This window comes from Methylobacterium sp. Leaf99 (genome assembly GCF_001422375.1).
Classification (GTDB): Bacteria; Pseudomonadota; Alphaproteobacteria; order Rhizobiales; family Beijerinckiaceae; genus Methylobacterium.
In genome coordinates, this window is sequence record NZ_LMMU01000001.1 from 642,193 (window position 1) to 660,525 (window position 18,333).

Annotated in this window: 15 protein-coding genes; 4 read left to right on the forward strand and 11 right to left on the reverse strand. The window is 73.0% G+C overall.

Features of this window, described 5'->3' with window-relative positions:
• The first annotated feature begins 62 nt into the window (after positions 1-62).
• Entirely contained in the window at positions 63-6,041 is a 5,979-nt protein-coding gene (locus ASF28_RS02990; protein ID WP_056087441.1) for a DUF3320 domain-containing protein, read from the forward strand.
• A 16-nt stretch (positions 6,042-6,057) separates the two neighbouring features.
• Here the strand turns inward: ASF28_RS02990 and ASF28_RS02995 are convergent, their stop codons facing one another.
• A complete protein-coding gene (locus ASF28_RS02995; protein ID WP_056087444.1) occupies positions 6,058-7,128 on the reverse strand; it encodes a DUF808 domain-containing protein in 1,071 nt (356 codons plus the stop codon).
• Positions 7,129-7,333: 205 nt separating this feature from the next.
• Between ASF28_RS02995 and ASF28_RS03000 the strand changes: the two genes are divergently transcribed.
• Positions 7,334-7,771: a hypothetical protein gene (locus tag ASF28_RS03000; RefSeq protein ID WP_056087448.1), complete on the forward strand. Its 438-nt coding sequence runs from the start codon at positions 7,334-7,336 to the stop codon at positions 7,769-7,771.
• 7 nt (positions 7,772-7,778) lie between these two features.
• On the opposite strand, the gene ASF28_RS03005 is transcribed toward ASF28_RS03000, so the two are convergent.
• Entirely contained in the window at positions 7,779-9,125 is a 1,347-nt protein-coding gene (locus ASF28_RS03005; RefSeq protein ID WP_056087451.1) for an L-serine ammonia-lyase, read from the reverse strand.
• Positions 9,122-10,594 carry a TAXI family TRAP transporter solute-binding subunit gene (locus ASF28_RS03010; protein ID WP_082475964.1) on the reverse strand — a complete coding sequence of 491 codons (1,473 nt, stop codon included), beginning with the start codon at positions 10,592-10,594 and terminating at the stop codon, positions 9,122-9,124. Before ASF28_RS03010 ends, ASF28_RS03005 begins: the two co-directional genes overlap by 4 nt.
• Before the next feature lie 132 nt (positions 10,595-10,726).
• On the opposite strand from ASF28_RS03010, the gene ASF28_RS03015 reads away from it, so the two are divergent.
• Complete coding sequence (locus tag ASF28_RS03015; protein WP_082475965.1) at positions 10,727-11,068, forward strand: hypothetical protein; 342 nt, start codon at positions 10,727-10,729, stop codon at positions 11,066-11,068.
• Positions 11,069-11,081: 13 nt separating this feature from the next.
• Here ASF28_RS03015 and ASF28_RS22905 read toward each other — a convergent pair whose 3' ends face one another.
• The 6 genes from ASF28_RS22905 to ASF28_RS03040 all read right to left on the reverse strand — a co-directional run bounded on the left by ASF28_RS22905 (position 11,082) and on the right by ASF28_RS03040 (position 15,141).
• On the reverse strand, positions 11,082-11,255 hold the full coding sequence (locus tag ASF28_RS22905; protein ID WP_187273046.1) for a ribosome modulation factor: 174 nt from the start codon (positions 11,253-11,255) through the stop codon (positions 11,082-11,084).
• A 42-nt stretch (positions 11,256-11,297) separates the two neighbouring features.
• A complete protein-coding gene (gene dut / locus ASF28_RS03020) occupies positions 11,298-11,801 on the reverse strand; it encodes a dUTP diphosphatase (protein ID WP_056087456.1) in 504 nt (167 codons plus the stop codon).
• On the reverse strand, positions 11,798-12,685 hold the full coding sequence (locus ASF28_RS03025; RefSeq protein ID WP_056087459.1) for an HpcH/HpaI aldolase/citrate lyase family protein: 888 nt from the start codon (positions 12,683-12,685) through the stop codon (positions 11,798-11,800). Before ASF28_RS03025 ends, dut begins: the two co-directional genes overlap by 4 nt.
• Before the next feature lie 92 nt (positions 12,686-12,777).
• The gene (locus ASF28_RS03030; protein WP_056087462.1) at positions 12,778-13,170 is read right to left on the reverse strand and encodes a phage holin family protein; all 393 of its coding nucleotides are present in this window, start codon (positions 13,168-13,170) and stop codon (positions 12,778-12,780) included.
• Between the two features lie 70 nt (positions 13,171-13,240).
• Positions 13,241-14,866 carry a DEAD/DEAH box helicase gene (locus tag ASF28_RS03035; RefSeq protein ID WP_056087465.1) on the reverse strand — a complete coding sequence of 542 codons (1,626 nt, stop codon included), beginning with the start codon at positions 14,864-14,866 and terminating at the stop codon, positions 13,241-13,243.
• A 56-nt stretch (positions 14,867-14,922) separates the two neighbouring features.
• Positions 14,923-15,141: a hypothetical protein gene (locus tag ASF28_RS03040; RefSeq protein ID WP_056087469.1), complete on the reverse strand. Its 219-nt coding sequence runs from the start codon at positions 15,139-15,141 to the stop codon at positions 14,923-14,925.
• Positions 15,142-15,273: 132 nt separating this feature from the next.
• Between ASF28_RS03040 and ASF28_RS03045 the strand changes: the two genes are divergently transcribed.
• Entirely contained in the window at positions 15,274-15,594 is a 321-nt protein-coding gene (locus tag ASF28_RS03045; protein ID WP_056087473.1) for a hypothetical protein, read from the forward strand.
• Positions 15,595-15,604: 10 nt separating this feature from the next.
• On the opposite strand, the gene ASF28_RS03050 is transcribed toward ASF28_RS03045, so the two are convergent.
• Together ASF28_RS03050 and ASF28_RS03055 are read right to left on the reverse strand one after the other, a co-directional pair.
• Entirely contained in the window at positions 15,605-17,047 is a 1,443-nt protein-coding gene (locus tag ASF28_RS03050; protein WP_056087477.1) for a UdgX family uracil-DNA binding protein, read from the reverse strand.
• 2 nt (positions 17,048-17,049) lie between these two features.
• Positions 17,050-18,264: a putative DNA modification/repair radical SAM protein gene (locus tag ASF28_RS03055; RefSeq protein WP_056087480.1), complete on the reverse strand. Its 1,215-nt coding sequence runs from the start codon at positions 18,262-18,264 to the stop codon at positions 17,050-17,052.
• Positions 18,265-18,333 lie beyond the last annotated feature (69 nt).

An 18,333-nucleotide genomic window follows, 5' to 3' on the forward strand; every position in this document is an offset into this window, starting at 1 on the left:
CCGGCGCCGCTTGCGCAACCTCAGGATGAGCCCCTAAGGTTTCCCCGGCGAGGGGGCGGACGGTGCGGGACGGGACCATCGAGATCGGTTGCGAGGCGACCGAGCACGTCAGCCTCGCCTACCACGAGAACGCGATTCCCGTGGTCCGGGAGATCGTCATCCGCAACGGGTCGGAGACGGAGCTGCGCGACGTCGCGGTGCGGATCGAGAGCCGGCCGCCGGTGGTGCGGCCCGTCACCCTGCGCCTCGACCGGATCGCGGCCGGCGCCAGCCACCACATCGCCGCGTCGGATCTGGCCACCGCGAACCTGCGCCTCGACGCGGCGGTGCTCGCCGGCTTCACCGAGGCGAGCCGCCTCGACCTCACCGTGACCCTGACGGAGGCGGGCGGGGCACGGGCCGAGACCGTGACCGCGTTGCGCCTGCTGCCGCCCTCGCATTGGGGCGGCGGCCGCAGCGCCCCGGAGCTGCTCGCCGCCTTCGTCCGGCCCAACGACCCGGCCGTCGATGCGATCCTGCGCGACGCCGCGACCAAGCTCGGGCAGGCCGGCCGGGCGACCGGCCTCGACGGCTACGGGGCGGGCACCAAGGCGCGGGCCTGGGAGGTCGCCGAGGCGATCTGGGCGGCGCTCGCCGACCGCCGCATCGCCTACGTGCTGCCGCCGGCGAGCTTCGAGCAGACCGGGCAGAAGGTCCGGGGGCCGTCCGACGTGCTGGAACGCCGGGTCGGCACCTGCCTCGACCTCTCGCTCCTCTACGCCGCGTGCCTCGAACAGGCCGGCCTCCACCCGCTCCTCGTGCTCACGACGGGACACGCCTTCGTCGGCCTGTGGCTCAAGGACGAGGACGGACCAAGCGCCCTCGTCGACGACATGCAGACCCTGCGCAAGCGCCGCGACCTCGAGGACGTGATCCTCGTCGAGACGACGCTGCTCACCCACACGCCGCCGGCCCTGTTCGCGGCGGCCACGGACCGGGGCGGCGCCCAGGTCGCGGAGTCGGCCCCCGCCGCCCTCGACGTCGCCATCGATGTCCGGCGCTGCCGCCGGCGCGGCATCCGCCCCCTGGATCTCGGCGACGCCCGCCCGTCGGCGCCGGCCCCCGTCCAAGTCCCCGTCCCCCTGGACCAGGGCCTGTCGGCCCCGCCCCGGTTCCAGGACGAGGAAATCCGCTGGGTGGAGCCCCCGGTGACCGGTCCCGTCGACCGTCTCGAAACGTGGAAGCGCAGGCTTCTCGACCTGACCCTGCGCAACAAGCTCCTGAACTTCAAACCCGGCAAGGGCTCGGTGATCCTCGACTGCGCCGAGGCCGGCGCCCTGGAGGACCGGCTCGCGGCCGGACACGCCTTCCGCCTGCTCCCGGCCTCCGATGGGGCGGACGGGGCGGAGGCCGCCGACCTCCACGCCCGCGACGACGTCCGACGCCGGGACCGCGCCGCGGCGCTGGCCCGCGGCGAGGTGCACACAACGGCGACGCAGGCCGAACTCGACGGCCGCCTCCTCGACCTCTACCGCCTCGCCCGCAACGGCTTCGAGGAGGGCGGGGCCAACATCCTGTTCCTCGCCGTCGGATTCCTGTCGTGGACGCGCAAGGCCGGCGAGGCCGCCCATCGCGCGCCCCTGCTCCTCATCCCCGTCGCCCTCCAGCGGTCGAGCGTGCGCGCCGGGTTCCGCCTCGCGCTCCACGACGACGAGATCCGCATCAACCCGACCCTGCTCGAACTGCTGCGCGAGGATTTCCGCTTGGCGCTGCCCGAACTCGAGGGCGAGCTGCCCCGCGACGCCTCCGGCATCGACGTCGAGGGCATCTTTCGCATCGTGCGCGGCCACGTCCGCGACCTCAGGGGCTGGGAGGTGGTGCCCGACATCGTCCTCTCGGCCTTCTCCTTCACCAAGTACCTGATGTGGAAGGATCTGGTCGACCGGGCCGAGGTGCTGAAGCGCAACCCGGTGGTGCGCCACCTCATCGACACGCCGAAACACGCCTACGGCGACGGAACGCCCTTCCCCGAGTCCGGCCGCCTCGACGTCGAGCACCCGCCCGAGACGGTGTTCGCGCCCCTGTCGGCGGATTCCTCGCAGCTCTCCGCCGTGATCGCGGCGGGCGCCGGAAAGGACTTCGTGCTGTTCGGCCCGCCCGGCACGGGCAAGAGCCAGACCATCGGCAACATGATCGCCCAGTGCCTCGCGCAGGGGCGCACGGTGCTGTTCGTCTCGCAGAAGACCGCCGCCCTGGAGGTGGTGCGCCGCCGCCTCAACGAGATCGGGCTCGGCGACCATTGCCTCGAAGTGCATTCGACCAAGGCGCAGAAGTCAAGCGTGCTCGCCCAGCTGCGCAAGGCCTGGCACGAGCGCGCGGCCCCGCCGCAGGCGGACTGGCGCGAGGCCACGGGCGACCTCGCGGCCCTGCGCGACGAGCTCAACCGCCTCGTCGCCGCCCTGCATCGCCGGCGCGAGAACGGGATGAGCGCCTACGAGGCGTTCGGCCACGTGGTCGCCGCCGGCGCCACGGAGCCGCCCGTCGTCCTGGCGTGGCCCGACCACCGCGCCCACGATGCCGGCACCCTCGCGCGGTTGCGCGCCGCCTGCCGCGACCTGCGCCCGGTCCTGGCGGCCCTCGGCTCCCCCGTCGACCATCCCCTGCGGGGGATCGCGGCGACGCAGTGGTCGCCGGTCTGGCGCGCCGACATGGCGGCGGCCATCGCGGCGCATGCGGACGCGCTTACCGCCCTTCGCGCCAGCGGCCGGGACTGCGCGGACGCCATCGGCCTCGGCGCTCTGCTGGCGACCCCGGCCGGGACGCGGGGCCTCGTGGTCCTCGGCGCCTATCTCGTGCGGCCGGAAGCGCCCTGCGGCGCCGCCTTCCTCGCCGACGCCACCGGCGACCTGCGCCGGGCGGTGGACGCGCGCGCGCGCTTCCGCGCCGTCCGCGACGACGGCCTCGCCCGCCTCGCCGGCCGCTACCGGGCGAGCCTCCTCGATCAGGATCTTCCCGCCCTCCTCGCCGAATGGGTCGCGGCGCAGGGCGCCAACTTCCTCGTGCGCGGCGGCCGGCTCAAGCGGGTCCAGGCCCGGGTGCGGCCCTACGTCGAGGGGGAGATGCCGGCGGATCTCGGCCCGGACCTCATCGGCCTGATCGAGGTCGCCCGCCACATCCGGGCGGGCTGTCCGGAGGACGCGCAGCTCGCAAGCCTTGGTGCCCCCTGGAACCTGCCCGAGACCGGACAAGAAGCCTTCCGGGCGCCCCTCGACTGGGCCGAGAAAATCGAAAAACTCGTCGCCATCCTCGGACCCCAGACCCTGGGGAGCGACCCCTTGCGCGACCACCTCGTCCGCCTCGCCCGGACCGAGGGGCGGGCCCTCGCCGAGGGCGGCCGGATCGCCCGCGCCTACGGGCGCTTCAGCCGCGACCGCGCCGCCGTCGCCGAGACCGGAGCGGCGCTGGCGCGCCTCGCCGGCCGCGACGACCCGCAGGAGCCCATCGAACCGGGGCCGGACTGGATCACCCGGAGCCTGGAGCGGATCGGCGGCTGGAGCGCGGGACTCGGGCGCGCGCAGGCCTGGTGCGCCTGGCAGGCCGTCGCCCGCACCGCCCGCGACGCCGGCCTCGACGCGCTCATCGCCGGCCTGGAGGCGGGCCGCGTCGCCCCCGATGGAGCCGAGGCGGCGTTCGAGGCGGCCTACGCGCGGTGGTGGATCGACCGGGTGGTCTCCGACGATCCCGTGCTCGCCCGCTTCCTGCCCGAGCGCCACGAGGACACCATCGCGCGCTTCCGCGCCGCCGACATCCGGGTCTCCGAACTCTCGAAACAGGTGGTGCGCGCCCGCCTCGGCGGCGCCGTCCCGGCCCCCACCGCCTTCGGGAGCGACCCGGAATGGGGCACCCTGTCGCGCGAGTTGACGAAGAAGACGGCGCACATGCCGCTCCGCAAGCTGTTCGCCCGGATGCCGTCGGCGCTGACCCGGCTGGCGCCCTGCGTGATGATGAGCCCGCTCTCCATCGCCCAGTACCTGCCGCCGGATTCGACGCCCTTCGACGTGGTGATCTTCGACGAGGCCTCGCAGATCTCGCCCTGGGACGCCATCGGCGCCATCGCCCGGGGCCGGCAGGTCGTCATCGTCGGCGACCCCGAGCAATTGCCGCCGACCAATGTCGGCGACCGCGGCGTCGACGCCATCGAGGACGGCTCGGACGTGGCCGATCAGGAATCGATCCTCGACGAGTGCCTGGCCGCCAACATCCCCCGACGCAACCTCGACTGGCACTACCGCAGCCGCCACGAGAGCCTGATCGCGTTCTCCAACGCGCGCTATTACGGCGGCCGGCTCGTGACGTTCCCCTCCCCCGTCACAGACGACCGGGCGGTCCGTCTCACCCTGGTGCGGGACGGACTCTACGAGCGCGGCGCGGGACGGGTGAACCGGCCCGAGGCGCGGGCCGTCGTGACGGAGATCGTCCGGCGCCTGCGGGACCCCGCCTTCCTCACGGAGCGCCGGTCCCTCGGCATCGTCACCTTCAACGGCGAGCAGCAGCGCCTCATCGAGAACCTTCTGGACGAGCAGCGCCGGGCGCACCCCGAGCTGGAGCCGTACTTCGACCGCGCGCACTGGCACGAGCCGGTCTTCGTCAAGAACCTCGAGAACGTGCAGGGCGACGAGCGCGACGCCATCCTGTTCTCCGTGGCGGTGGGACCCGACGCCACCGGGCGGGTGGGCGGCACCGTCTCGTCCCTCAACAGGGAGGGCGGCTACCGGCGCCTCAACGTCGCCATCACCCGGGCCCGGCGCGAACTCGTGGTGTTCGCCTCGCTGCGCCCCGAGCAGATCGACCTCGGGCGCACGGGCTCGCGCGGCGTGCGCGACTTCAAGCACTTCCTCGAATTCGCCGAGCGCGGGCCGAGGGCCCTCGCCGAGGCGTTCGCGCCCACGGGCGGCGACGTGGAATCGCCGTTCGAGGCCGCCGTGATGGCGGCCCTGGAGGCCAGGGGCTGGACCGTCCACACCCAGATCGGCGTCTCGGGCTTCCGCATCGACCTCGGCATCGTCCACCCCGACGCACCGGGCCGCTACCTCGCCGGCATCGAGTGCGACGGCGCCACCTATCACCGCTCCGCCACGGCGCGGGATCGCGACCGCCTGCGCGAACAGGTGCTCGTCGACCTCGGCTGGCGCATCCGCCGGGTCTGGAGCACGGACTGGTGGATGGACGCGGCCGGCGCCCTGGAGAAGCTCGACGCCCGCCTGCGCACGGACCTGGAGACGGACCGTTGCCGCGTTGCCGAAGCGCTGGCCGCCGAAGCCCAGGCCGCCGCGGCGGCGGAGGCCGACAGCCCGCCGGAACCGCCGGACGGGGCCGGGTCGGTGGAAGACGCGCCATTGGCGGGGGCCCTCCCCCGGGAGCCAATGAACGACGCACCCGCTGGTGATCCGGCGCCCGAGCCGGTGCGGCTCTACGCCGAGCGCGCGCCCTCTTCCGTCGAGATCGCCCCAGCGCCGGCCGCAAGCCCACTCGCAAGCCCACTCGCAAGCCCGCCCGGCTATCGGATCGCCGATTTCGCCGATCTCGACCTGCCCCTGGAACCGGCCCGGTTCCACGAGGCCGCCTACCGGCCGGTCCTGGCGGCGATGATCGCACACGTCCTCGCCGTCGAGGCCCCGATCTACGAGGACGTTCTGGTGCGCCGCATCTGTCGCGCCCACGGGATCGGACGCGTCAGTCCGCCCGTGCGCGAGGCGATCCTGGATGGTGTCGATGCCGCCACCGCCCGCACGGACGACGAGGGGCGCGCCCTGCTCTGGCCCGCCGGCGAGGCGCCGCGACCGGGCCGCCGCCATCGTCCCGCCGAACACAGCGTGCGCAGCCACGCCGAGACGCCGATGCCGGAACTCGTGGGGCTCGCCGAAACGCTTCCCGCCTGGACTCCCGAGGCCGATCGGGTTCGGCTCATGGCGCGCGCCCTCGGCCTGTCGCGGGTCGAGGCCGCGACCCGCGCGCGCCTCGAACGGGCCATCGCGCTGGCCGGCCGCGCCGCGCCCCCTTGAGACGGGGCCGGGCCCGTCAGTGTCCGGCCGGTGCCGCCTGCGCCTTGGCCGAGCCGAACAGGGCCCGGACCCGCCGGGTGACCGGGGCCAGGACGAACTGCGCCACGGGGATCGTCAGGCCGCCGACCACGAGGCCGCCGAGGCCCGACAGGGTCGCGGTGGTGAGCCATTCGGCGGCCCCCGCCAGGCTCGGCACCGCGGCGGCCATCCATTTGGCCGCATCGTGGACGCGGTGGGCCGGGGCGGTGACGCCGAAATGCTCGAGGCCGTGCAGGAGGATGCCGCCGCCGACCCACAGCATCGCGGCGGTGCCGAGGATGGCCAGACCGCTGAGGAAGTACGGCATGCCGACGACGAGGGCCCGTCCGAAGCCCCGGGTCACCGGCCGCAGGGCACGGTCCGGGCCGGAGGCGGCCCCCGGCGTCGCGGCGCGCAGGCCGAGGAGGGTGGAAGCCGGGCGGTCGTTGGCGGCGAGCGCCACGCCGGCATCGTCCGCCTTCACGATGAGGGCGACGACGCCGTAGACCAGCAGCGTCACGCCGATGCCGACCACGGCGAGGATCGCCGCCTGGGTCACCGTCGATTCCGTGGTGAGGGAGGCGAGCGTCAGGGCCATCACCTCGGCCGAGAGGATGAAATCGGTCTGGATCGCGCCGCGCACGCGCTGATCCTCCTGAGCCTGGGCGTCCTGTGGACCGGTGGCGACCGTGTCCTCGGCCTGCGCGGGCGCGGGCACGAGGGCATGGAGGATCTTCTCGGCGCCCTCGTAGCAGAGGTAGAGCCCGCCGAGCATGAGCAGGGGCGTGATCACCCACGGCACGAGATAGCTCAGCAGCAGGGCGCCCGGCAGCAGGAACAGAAGCTTGTTCTTCAGGGAGCCCACGGCGATGCGCCAGACGATGGGCAGTTCGCGCGCGGCGGCGAAGCCCACGACGTAGCGCGGGGTCACGGCGGCGTCGTCGATGACGATGCCGAGGGCCTTGGTGCCGGCCTTGCCGGCCTGGGCCACCACGTCGTCGAGGGAGGCCGCCGCCACCCGGGCGAGGGCCGCGACATCGTCGAGAAGTGCCAGAAGTCCCACGCTCACGATCGATTTCCCCCGGCCCGTCGTTCCGCCCGAGACATGGCACAGCCGCGGGCGTCCGCAAACCGAACGCGGCGCCGACGAGGTCCGCCGGCCGGCCCCGAACCGTTGAACCGGGGCTGAACCGCGCCGTTCAGTCTCGGTCCGGAGCCATCCCGTAGATCGGTGACACCCCGAAAGGGCGCCCCCGAACACCACAGGCCACCACATGACCGACCTGCAGACCGCCACCGGCACCATCTGGGCCGTGTTCGGCCACCGCCTCGCCGTCGAGGGCCCAGACGGGCGGTTCCTCGCCGATCTCGGTCCCGAAGGGGCCAAAGGCCTGACCCTGACGCCCGGCGACACCGTGACGGTGACCGGCGAGCGCAAGCCCTCCGAGATCAAGGTGAGCCGCCTCATCCTCGGCGACGGTCCGGCCCGCCCCATCGCCTGGCCGGCCAAGGCCGACAAGCCCGGTCACGCCCCGGCCGATCCCGAAGCCGCCCTCGCCGCCGCCCGCAGGGCGGGCTACGCGCCGAGCGGCGAGGCCAGGCGCAAACCGAAGCATTTCGAGGTTCCGGCCACGAGGGGCGATGCGGCCTTCACCCTCCACGTCGACCTCGACGGGGCTGTGCGGAAAGCCGAGCCGATCCGCTCCGCATAGGAGCCCTTCAGCAGGCGGCGACGTTCACCGCGAGACCGCCGAGGGAGGTCTCCTTGTACTTGTCCTGCATGTCGGCGCCGGTCTGACGCATGGTCTCGATGACCTCGTCGAGGGAGACGCGGTGGATGCCGTCGCCGCGCAGGGCGAGGGATGCGGCCACCACCGCCTTGTTGGCCCCGAAGGCGTTGCGCTCGATGCAGGGGATCTGCACGAGGCCGCCGATGGGGTCGCAGGTCATGCCGAGATGGTGCTCCATAGCGATCTCGGCGGCGTTCTCGACCTGGGCCGGCGAGCCCCCGAGGAAGGCGGCGAACCCGGCCGCCGCCATGGCGGCCGCCGAGCCGACCTCGCCCTGGCAGCCGACCTCGGCCCCCGAGATCGAGGCGCGGGTCTTGATGAGGCCCCCGACGGCGGCCGCCGTGAGCAGGTAGTCGCGTCCCCGTGCCTCCGACCAGTCGGGGCAGAAGTCGCGGGCGTAGCGCAGGACCGCCGGCACGATCCCGGCCGCCCCGTTGGTGGGCGCCGTGACCACGCGGCCGCCGGACGCGTTCTCCTCGTTGACGGCCAGGGCGAACAGGCTGATCCAGTCGACGACCTCGTGGGCCGGGCGGGCGTTGCGCAGGCGGCCGGCCGTGAGATCCTCGTGCAGGCGCCGGGCCCGGCGGCGGACCTTGAGGCCGCCGGGGAGCTCGCCGCCCTGGCGCAGGCCCCGCTCGATGCAGGCGAACATGGCCTCCGCGATGGCATCGAGGCCCTGATCCACCGCGTCCGGGCCCCGGATCGCGCCTTCGTTCGCCCGCTGCACGGCGGCGATGGACAGGCCCGTGCGGGCGCAGACCGCCAGAAGTTCGGCGGCACTCGCGTAGGGCAGCGGGAACGCCGCCTCCGGCCCCGGCTCCGGGCCGGCCTCCGTGACGACGAAGCCGCCGCCGACGGAATAGAACACCTGCGTGTCGCGGGCCGCCCCGGCCGCATCGAGGGCGGAAAAGCGCATGCCGTTGGTGTGGAGCGGCAGCACCTCGGTGAAGTTGAAGACCAGATCGTGGGCGGGATCGAAGGCCGGGCCGCCGAGCCACAGGCGCTTTTCGCGGTTCAGTTCGGCGACCAGTCCCTCCACGGCGTCGGGATCGACGGTGTCCGGCGCGTGGCCGAGCAGCCCGAGGACGATGGCCACATCGGTGCCGTGGCCGCGCCCGGTCCAGGCGAGCGAGCCGAAGATCTCGGCCCGGATCCGCGCCGTGCCCGCCCCGCCCCGGACCCGCTCACGGAACCGGCGCGCGGCCACCATCGGCCCGACGGTGTGGGAACTCGACGGGCCGATCCCGATCTTGAAGAGGTCGAAGGCGCTGATCATCGGCTCGGGGTCCGTTCGGACGACAGGGGACCGGTCCCGGCATCCGACGCCGATTCAGGCCGGACCGACACCGGGCCCCCGGCCGCCTCAGCAGGAAACGGGCCGTCCGGTGCCGCGGCCACCGCCGCCTCCGGCCGGGTGGCGCGCCGCACCGTCGAGCGCGCGGCGTCGATGGCGATGGCGGCCGCACTCATGGTGCGGGCTTCCGTCGGCCGCTCCAGGGCATGGCGGGCGATCTCGCCGGCCAGATCGTCGATCTCCGCGGCCAGGGCGTCGAGGTGCCTGCGGTCGGGCGCATCCCGCACCCCGGCCCGGATGGCGAGGAGGCGGTCGGTCGCCTCCTCGACGCGCTCGCGGCGCACCCGGGACAGGCGCTGGCGAAGGGAGGCCAGGGCGGAGCCGAGGCCGCCGCCGAGGAAGGCCACGAGGTAGATCCAGGTCTCGTAGCGCTCGATGAAGCCCTGCTGCTCGCGCTCGAAGAAATCGATGGCGCCGGGGTGGATCGGCAGGCGCGCGCTGGTGGCGGCGGCCGTGGTCTCGTAGCTCGGGGCCAGCATGTAATCGGCGGCCGGCGTGGCGTTGGAGAGGCCGCTGCGCAGTTCGAACAGGTGCTGGGTCACGTCCGCCGCCACCGTGCGCGACAGGCCGGCCCGCGCCATGAGGCGGTAGGACGCCCCGATGGTGCGCACGTCCTCGGCCGGCACCTTCGGGGAACCGCCGAACAGGCCCGCCGGGATCGTTACCGCCTGGAGCCGGGGCATGCGCTCAATGATGGCGGTCCCGTCGGCGACATCGATGAACGCGACCTTGCGGCTGCGGCTCGCCGCCTGGACGATCCCGACGATGCGAAGGGCCGTCGGCGCCGCCGGCGCGATGACGGAGACGACGGCATCGACCCGCTTCTTCGCGAAGGCCTGGGCGAGGTCCTTTTCCTCCAGCTGCACCAGGGCGACGTGGCGGGCCGGAACGGGGCCGTCGGGGGCGTCGTCGAGGAGGGTGAGGCCGTAATGCTCCGCCAGGGCCTTGATCAGGGTGTGGTCGGCGTCGCGATGGGCCAGGATGGCGAGGCGTTTCCGGTCGAGGTCGGCGAACTCCGTGATCCCCGACGGCTCGGGCGAGGCGATGATCATGGCCTGGTCGCGCAGGATCGCCAGGGTCAGGCCGTTCTCCGGCAGGGCGACGTCGGGGCGCACCACGGCCAGATCCGCCCTGCCCGTCTGCAGGGCGGCGGCGGAGTCGCGCACGTCGTCGAAGGGCAGGACCCGGAGGCGGACTTCCTTGCGGCCCGCCGTCAGGGCGTCGGCATAGGCCCGGATCAGGGCGGGCTCGGTGCCGTCGCTCGGCGCCACGGCCACCGTCAGGGTGGTGGCGCGGGAGACGTAGAAGGCGCCCGCCGCCGCAAGCGCAAGGAGGATGGCGAGGGCGAGGAAGATCAGCTCGCGGCGGATGGGCAGGCCCGGAAGGGTCATCCGTGGATCGGGTCTCCTGGACAGTGCGGATGATACCGCCGCGGCGCCACTGCAACGTGCCGCGAAGCGGGACGGTTGCTGAGGCCCGGCCTCACCTTGTCAGGGACGGGCCGAATCGGCGATATCGGGGCCATGCGAATCCGCGCGCGCGTCGTCCTCAGTCTGATCCTCTGCCTGCCCTTCGGCGAGGTGGTGGCCGCCCCCGACGTGCCGGCCCTGGAGCGGGCCTGGACGGCGTGCGTGCGCGAGTCCTTCGCCGGGCAGCCGGCGATCCAGGGCAAGGCCGGCGCCCAGCGCAACGCCCTCGATGCCTGCAAGGACCGGGAAGACGCCTACGTCGCCGCCCTCATGGCCGAGCGCGCGACCGGGGACGGCACTCGGACCATGGCGACGCGCGCCCGGGAGTGGGCGGCCTCCATGGCCGCCTACGTGGTCGATCCGGTCTCGTCCTGGATCGCGATGCTGCGGCGCTGAGCGCCGCGCGGCTTCAGGCTTCCGATTCCGGCCGGTCGACGTTCTGCTCGGTCTCGTCGGCGGTGTAGCCTTCGAGCCAGTCGGCGCTGTTCTGCGAACCGGCCGGATACGGGTTGGCCTCGTCGGACCGGCCGGCGCGCTTGGCGGCCAGTCCCTCTTCCATCACCGTCTTCGATACGAATGCCATGGGGGTCCCTCGCTCAAAATTCGTCCGAGGGGTGAACACGGTTCAGGGCGTTTGGGTCCGTCCGGCCGCCACCCCCGTCGAGCCGAAGCCCCCGGCGCCGCGCCCGGAGCCGGCCTCCGCCGGCCCGTCCACCAGGGTGAAGCGCGGGCGGGTGATGCGGGTGAAGACGAGCTGGGCGATGCGGTCGCCGGGCGCGATCGTCAGGGCGGGTCCCGCCGGGTTGCGGTTCCAGGCCGAGATCATCAGCGGGCCGGTATAGTCGGCGTCGATGACCCCGACGCCGTTGCCGAGGACGAGGCCGTCGCGGTGGCCGAGCCCCGAGCGCGGGTAGATCAGCCCGCACCAGGACGGATCGCGGATCGCCAGGGCGAACCCCGCCGGGATCAGCACGGCCGGGGCCCGGGGATCGAGGGTCAGGGGCGCGTCGAGGCAGGCGTGGAGGTCGAGGCCGGCGGCCCCGGCCGAGCCCCAATGCGGGAAGCCCCAGCCGGTCAGGCGAGGGTCGGACAGGTGCAGATCGACGGCGAGTTCGGGCGGCGCGCTCACGCCGCCCGCGCCGCGATGGCGTCGGCCATGGCCACGACGCGGGCGGCGTCCACGGCGTGCAGGCGCTCGATCATCCGCCCCTCGAATTCCACCACGCCGCGCCGGGCGTTCGCCGGATCGGCGAAGACCGCCATGATGGCGCGGGCCTCGGCGACGGCCTCCGCCGTGGGCCCGAACACCGCGTTGGCGGGTTCGATCTGGCCCGGATGGATCAGCATCTTGCCGTCGAAGCCGCAATCGCGGCCCTGCTCGCACTCGGCGAGGAACCCGGCGGCGTCGCGAAACGCGTTGTAGATGCCGTCGATGACGTCGATCTCGTAGGCGCGGGCGGCGGCGACCACGTTCATCAGCCACGGCATCAGGGCCGGGCGGCCCGGCACGCCGAGGCGGACCCGGCTCGCCTTGGCGAGGTCGTTGGGGCCGACGATGAGGCAGGCGAGCCGGGTATCGACGTCGCGGGCCGAACTCGCGATCTCGGCGATGTGCAGGAGCGCCATCGGGCTCTCGATCATCGCCCAGACGCGGGTACGGTCCGGCGCCCCGAGGCGGCGCAGCCGGCTGCCCACGGCCACGAGCACATCGGGCCCGGTGACCTTCGGCACCAGGATGGCATCGGGGCCGGCGGGCGCGATGGCCGCGAGATCCGCCTCGCCCCACGGGGTATCGAGGGCATTGACCCGGACCACCACCTCGCGCCGACCGAACCGCTCCGCCCGGATCGCTTCGGCGACGGCGTGCCGTGCCTCGTCCTTGGCCTCGGGCGCCACCGCGTCCTCGAGGTCGATCATCACCACGTCGGTGGGGAGGTGGGCCGCCTTTTCGAGGGCTCTCGCATTCGAGCCCGGCATGGACAGGACGCTGCGGCGGGGGCGAATCTCGGTCATGACGGTCAACCCTATCGCGCGAATCCGGCGTTGGCCGGAGCGGTACCGCTCCCGGCTCCCCGATTCAAGGCGAGGGCTTCAAGGCGAGAGTCTCAGTCGCGCGGGCGGGTCGCCATGCGGGCGTCGCGGGCGACCTGCCGCTCGAACCGGCGCGGCGCGAGGTTTTCGCGGGACATGCGCCGCATCCCCAGCACCAGGAGGACGAGGGCCGCGACGGCGAACGGCCCGCCGACGACGAGGGCCCCGGCGACCTCGGAGCCGAGCAGGGCGCCGAGTCCCTTCACCAGGAAGACGACGAAGAGCATCAGGGCGGCGAGGACGAGGAGCGAAGCCGTGCCGAACGCCGCGACGAGACCGAGGATCGCCCGGATGTTGCCGTCGGTCTCGCGGCGCAGGAGCTCGAATTCGCCGCCGACGAGATCGGCGGCATGGCGCACACTGTCCCCCAACAGGGCGCCGAGTCCTTTGGCAGCCGGATCGCGCATCACACACCTCGCTCGTGCCCCGCAGGGGCCGAACGGTGCAACCGTGGCCGGGCGCGGGTGTTCCCGAGGATCAGGCGCCGGCCGCGTCGAGGCGCCTCGACTCGACGAAGGTTCGGCCGTCGGCGAAACGGTAGCTCACGCTCTCGGACAGGCGGCCGTTGGCCCGGATGAGGATCGCGGCCGGGCGGGCGAGTTCGTCGGCCCGATCGAGGGCTTCGGCGACGGTCAGGGGCACGTCGCGCCCGCCGCCGAACTGGCGCCACCACTGCACCGCCTTCTCGCGGGGGTACCCGGTCTGCTCCAGGGCGATCCGGACCCGGTGGGTCAGGCCGTCCTCCGTGCGGAACACCACGTCGAAGCTGCCGGAGGCGGCGTGGCGGACGAGCTGCCAGCCCCGGATGCCGCGCCAGACCGGTACGGCCCGCGACAGGATCGGATGCTCGTCCTCCGCCGCCGCCTCGTGGCTCGGGCCGGCCTCGTCCTCGGGCTCGACCCAGCAGCCCTCGCAGGTGCTGGCGTTGAGGGGAATGAGGGCGCCGCAGCCCGGACAGGCCTTCGCCCGCACCTCGCCCTCGCGGCCCTTGATGAGCGCCGCGCTGCGGGCGGTGACGATGTCGACGGGCCCGTGCATCCGCACCAGCCCGGCATAGTCGAGGATGAGGGCGTCGGTCTTGCCCGGCGCGGTGCGCAGGGCCCGGCCGACCTGCTGGACGTAGAGCCCCGTGCTCTGGGTCGGGCGCAGGAGCGCGATAAGGTCGACGCGGGGCACGTTGAAGCCCGTCGAGAGCACGCCGACGGAGGTGAGGCAGCGTACCCGGCCCTCACGAAACGCGCGCACGATCCGGTCGCGCTCGCGCTTGCCGGTCTCGCCCGTCACCATCTCGCAGGAAACCCCCTCCCCCCGCACGGCGTCGCGCACAGCTTCCGCGTGGGCCACACCGGCGCAGAAGGCGAGCCAGGCCCGGCGGTCGCGGCCGTAGCCGGCCATTTCCTCCACGGCCGCGCGGGTGATCCAGTCCTGGTTCACCGCCGCCTCCAGGGCGCTCGGGATGTAGTCGCCGCCGCGCTTGCCCACGCCGGAGACATCGAGCGCCGTGGCGGTGGCCTTGCAGATCAGGGGCGCGAGGTAGCCCTGGTGGATGAGGTCGCCGACATTGGCCTCGTAGACGATGCGCTCGAACAGGCGGCCCGCGCCCTCGTCGAGGCGGCCGCTGTCGAGGCGGTAGGGCGTGGCCGTGAGGCCGACGACGCGCAGGTCGAGCTTGGCGGCCCGCAGGGCGGCGAGGAAGCGGCCGTAGCGGGTCTCGGCGGCGCGCGGGATCAGGTGGGCCTCGTCCACCACCACGAGGTCGAAGGCGCCGATGGCATCGAGCCGGTTCCAGACCGACTGGATGCCGCAGAACAGGATCTGCGTGGCCGTCTCGCGCCGATTGAGGCCGGCCGAGTAGATTCCGGCCGGGGCGTCCGGCCAATACGCGAGGAGTTCGCGATGGTTCTGGGCGATGAGTTCGCGGGTGTGGGTGACGACGGCGATCCGCGCGCCGGCCGCGCGGGCGATGGTTTCCCGCACCAGGGCAGCGATGACGAAGGCCTTGCCGGCGCCCGTGGGCAGGACGATGAGGCCGTCGCCGGTCTCGTTGCGCCAGGACGCGTAGAGGGCGTCGAGGCTGGCACGCTGGTAGGGTCTGAGCTCCATCGCCGGGTTTCTACGGCGGTTCTTCGCGATGCGGAACGGCGAGCGGAGCAGGCCCCCTAGTCGGTGCCGCGCACCACGCGGGTGATCCCTTCCACCATCCCCTGCGACAGGCGCACGAACTGGCCCGTGCCGTGGCCGCGCCCGTCCAGCAGCTCGGCGAAGACGGGCTTGGCCGGTTCGTAGGCCAGCGCCGCCACGGGCCGGGTGTTGCGCCGCTTGGCCCGCAGGCGCTCGGCCAGCGCGTCGGGAACGAAGGGATCGCGCAAGGCGGGCATCTCCTGGCAGGGCCGTCCGGTCGGGCTCGGACCGGGCCTAAGCGCGCCGGGTTGCCGGGCTCTTAAGGCGGCCCCACGGAACTCCCCCTCACGCCACCGTGTTTCGCTCGGACTCAGCGGAGAAGAAAATTCATGTCGGACAGCGTGCTCGCCTCGGTCGCCTTTCCCTCCCTCGGCCTGGCCCGCGCGGCGCGCGACCGCCTCGCGCGGGCGGGGTTCGCCCGCAACAGCATCGACATCATCCGCCACGACGACGACTTCTCCGTCGCCATCAACACTCGCCCCGAGAACAAGGCCCGGGCCGAGCGCATCCTCACGGGCTCAGCCCTGGCCGACGACCTGCGCCGCACCGGCGATTCCGTGGTGTCGGCGGTCAACGGCAATCGCGGCCTCGCCCTCGGACTGGCGGCCCTGGCGGGATTCGCGCTGTTCGGCCTGACGCGGCGTCGGTGAGACGGCGGCCTCAGGCGGCCAGGGTCGTGGCGAGATCGCCGACCCGCCGCAGATCCGCGACGAAGGCCGCGTAGGCCTCGTCCTTCGCCCCGTCCGGCAGCCTCAGCAGGTAGGACGGGTGCACGGTGATGAACCCGGCGTAGCCCTTGCCGAACTCCGCCGGCCCCCGCGCCCGGGTGACGGGGATCGCCCGGCCGGCGAGAGCCAGGACGGCGGTGGCGCCCAGCGCCACCACGAGGCGGGGGGCGACGAAGTCGAGTTCGCGCTCCAGCCACCAGCGGTAATGGCTGACCTCGCCGGCGGTGGGGTTCTGGTGGATGCGGCGCTGACCGCGCTGCTCGAACTTGAAATGCTTGACCGCATTGGTGAGGTAGGCGTCGCCCCGCACGATCCCGGCTTCCGCCATGGCCCGGCCGAGGAGCTGGCCCGCCGGCCCGACGAACGGGCGGCCCTGGCGGTCCTCCTGATCCCCCGGCTGCTCGCCGACGAACGCGATGGCGGCCCCCACCCGTCCTTCGCCCAAAACCGCCTGGGTCGCCCCCGGCACCAGGGGCTCGGAACGGCGGATGATGGCGTTCAGGGCGTCGAGGGAATCCGGGGCCTGATCGGCCATGGCGGCCACGGCCCGGACGGGATCGCGCTTGATCGCCTTCTGCGGCGCCCGCTCGATCATCGATTCCGTGCGCGAGGCCGCCGCCCGGACGAGGCCCGGAATCGCGGCGGTTTCGGGCATGTTGCGCCAGTACTTCTTCGGCATTTCGGCCCGCATGGCGGCGAGATTGGTGCGGGCGGGGTTGAAGGTGCTTTCATAATAGTCGCGCCAGCCCGCCTCGAACCCGTCGCTGGCGGGCGCGTCCTCGCGCCGTCCGGGCGGGCCGAAGGTCAGGGTTTCGGTATCCCACCGGGCCGAGCCCTCCGGCGTGAGGATCGTCCAGTGCAGACTTCGGAAACGGCCGACGAAGAACGGGGCGGCCGCCTCCAGGATGTGGTGGTCGGGCTCGAACCAGGCGACGAAGCGCTCGGGCCCCTCCCCCTCCACCCGGCGGAAGCGCAGGAAGGCGTGCATCTTGTGCAGGTCGCGGGCGATGGCCTTCGCCATGCGCTCCAGGCGATGGACCAGGGGATCGCTCGAGACCTCCAGTAGGCGGCGCTCGCCCCGGAGGACCCGCCAGATCAGGGCGTAGAGCAGGGCGTAGCGCTCGGGATCGCGGTGCGGCACCACGCGGGCGACGAGGTCGCCGACCCCGCGCGGCAGGGCGAGCGGCGGGGCGTCGGTCGCCGCGTCCGGGGCGCCGAACAGGCCGGGCGCCTCGCCGACGGACCAGACCACGCGCTCGGGCGGGACGGCGGCGGCGGCCAGACGCCGGACGGCGGCGCGGAACCCGGCACCATCCGCTCCGGCGCCCAGCGACACCGCCCGCGGTCCGGTCCCGAACAGGTCGTCCGGCTCCATCCTCAGAACAGGCTCAGCTGCTTCGGCGGGTCGGCGAGGCGGGCGCGGAGATCGAGGCGGTCGGTGAGGCCGCCGCTGGGATGGTAATCCTCCGCGATGAGGAACGGCCGGGCGCGCTTGAGGCCGGAGGTGAGGCGGGCGACGTCCTCCAGGCGCAGGCGGGTGTGGCGCCGCGCCCGCACGATCTTGTCCACGGCCCTGGCGCCGAGGCCCGGCACCCGCAGGAGCCATTCCCGGTCGGCCCGGTTCACGTCGAGGGGGAAGTGCGACCGGTGCTTCAACGCCCAGGCGAGCTTCGGGTCGACGTCGAGGGCGAACATGCCGTCCTCCGTGGCGTCGGCGACGTCGTCCGGCGTGAAGCCGTAGTACCGCAGCAGCCAGTCGCCCTGGTAGAGCCGGTGCTCGCGCTGGAGCGGGGGCGACTTCAGGGGCAGGATGGTCGAGCCGTCGGGGATCGGGCTGAAGGCGGAGTAGTAGACCCGCTTCAGGTTGAACGAGCCGTAGAGATGCGCGCTCTTGCGCATCAGCGCCTCGTCGGTGGTGGCGTCGGCCCCGACGATGACCTGGGTCGATTGCCCGGCCGGCGAGAACCGGCGTTTTTCGGCCTTCGCCTGCGTGATCCGCTCGCCGATCTGCTGGATCGCGTTTTGGATGATCGTGCCGTTCTTCTCGGGCGCCAGCCGCTCCAGGCTCACCTCCGTCGGCAACTCGACGTTGATGGAAAGCCGGTCGGCATAGAGCCCCGCTTCCTCGATCAGCCACGGGCTCGCCTCGGGGATCGACTTCAGGTGGATGTAGCCGCGAAAACCATGGTCGCGCCGCAGCGATTTCGCCACCCGCGTCAGCAGCTCCATGGTGTGGTCGGGCGACTTGATGATGCCCGACGAGAGGAACAAGCCCTCGATGTAGTTGCGCTTGTAGAACTCCACCGTGAGGGTCACGACCTCCTCGACGGTGAACTTCGCGCGCTCAACGTTGGACGAGCGGCGATTGACGCAATAGGCGCAGTCGAACAGGCAGTAATTCGTCAGCAGGATCTTCAGGAGCGAGATGCAGCGCCCATCCGGGGTGTAGGCGTGGCAGATGCCCGCCCCCGTGGTCGAGCCGAGTTCGCCCTTGCCCGCCGTGCGCTTCGGGGCCCCCGACGACGAACACGAGGCGTCGTATTTGGCGGCATCGGCGAGGATGCGCAGCTTCTTCGCGAGGGTTTCGTCCATGGATAGGAGATGCGCCCCGTTCGTGGTTCGTTCAATTTATTCCGGAGAAAATCGCCGCCGTGTTCGCTG

Bases quoted from the DNA above. Each gene is read 5' to 3' on its own strand.
- ASF28_RS03010 (WP_082475964.1), bottom strand. From the start codon at position 10,594: ATGACCCTTCCGGGCCTGCCCATCCGCCGCGAGCTGATCTTCCTCGCC.
- ASF28_RS03050 (WP_056087477.1), bottom strand. From the start codon at position 17,047: ATGGAGCCGGACGACCTGTTCGGGACCGGACCGCGGGCGGTGTCGCTG.
- ASF28_RS22905 (WP_187273046.1), bottom strand. From the start codon at position 11,255: ATGGCATTCGTATCGAAGACGGTGATGGAAGAGGGACTGGCCGCCAAG.
- ASF28_RS03015 (WP_082475965.1), top strand. From the start codon at position 10,727: ATGCGAATCCGCGCGCGCGTCGTCCTCAGTCTGATCCTCTGCCTGCCC.
- ASF28_RS03030 (WP_056087462.1), bottom strand. From the start codon at position 13,170: ATGCGCGATCCGGCTGCCAAAGGACTCGGCGCCCTGTTGGGGGACAGT.
- ASF28_RS03045 (WP_056087473.1), top strand. From the start codon at position 15,274: ATGTCGGACAGCGTGCTCGCCTCGGTCGCCTTTCCCTCCCTCGGCCTG.
- ASF28_RS03035 (WP_056087465.1), bottom strand. From the start codon at position 14,866: ATGGAGCTCAGACCCTACCAGCGTGCCAGCCTCGACGCCCTCTACGCG.
- ASF28_RS03000 (WP_056087448.1), top strand. From the start codon at position 7,334: ATGACCGACCTGCAGACCGCCACCGGCACCATCTGGGCCGTGTTCGGC.
- ASF28_RS03025 (WP_056087459.1), bottom strand. From the start codon at position 12,685: ATGACCGAGATTCGCCCCCGCCGCAGCGTCCTGTCCATGCCGGGCTCG.
- ASF28_RS03055 (WP_056087480.1), bottom strand. From the start codon at position 18,264: ATGGACGAAACCCTCGCGAAGAAGCTGCGCATCCTCGCCGATGCCGCC.
- ASF28_RS03005 (WP_056087451.1), bottom strand. From the start codon at position 9,125: ATGATCAGCGCCTTCGACCTCTTCAAGATCGGGATCGGCCCGTCGAGT.
- ASF28_RS03040 (WP_056087469.1), bottom strand. From the start codon at position 15,141: ATGCCCGCCTTGCGCGATCCCTTCGTTCCCGACGCGCTGGCCGAGCGC.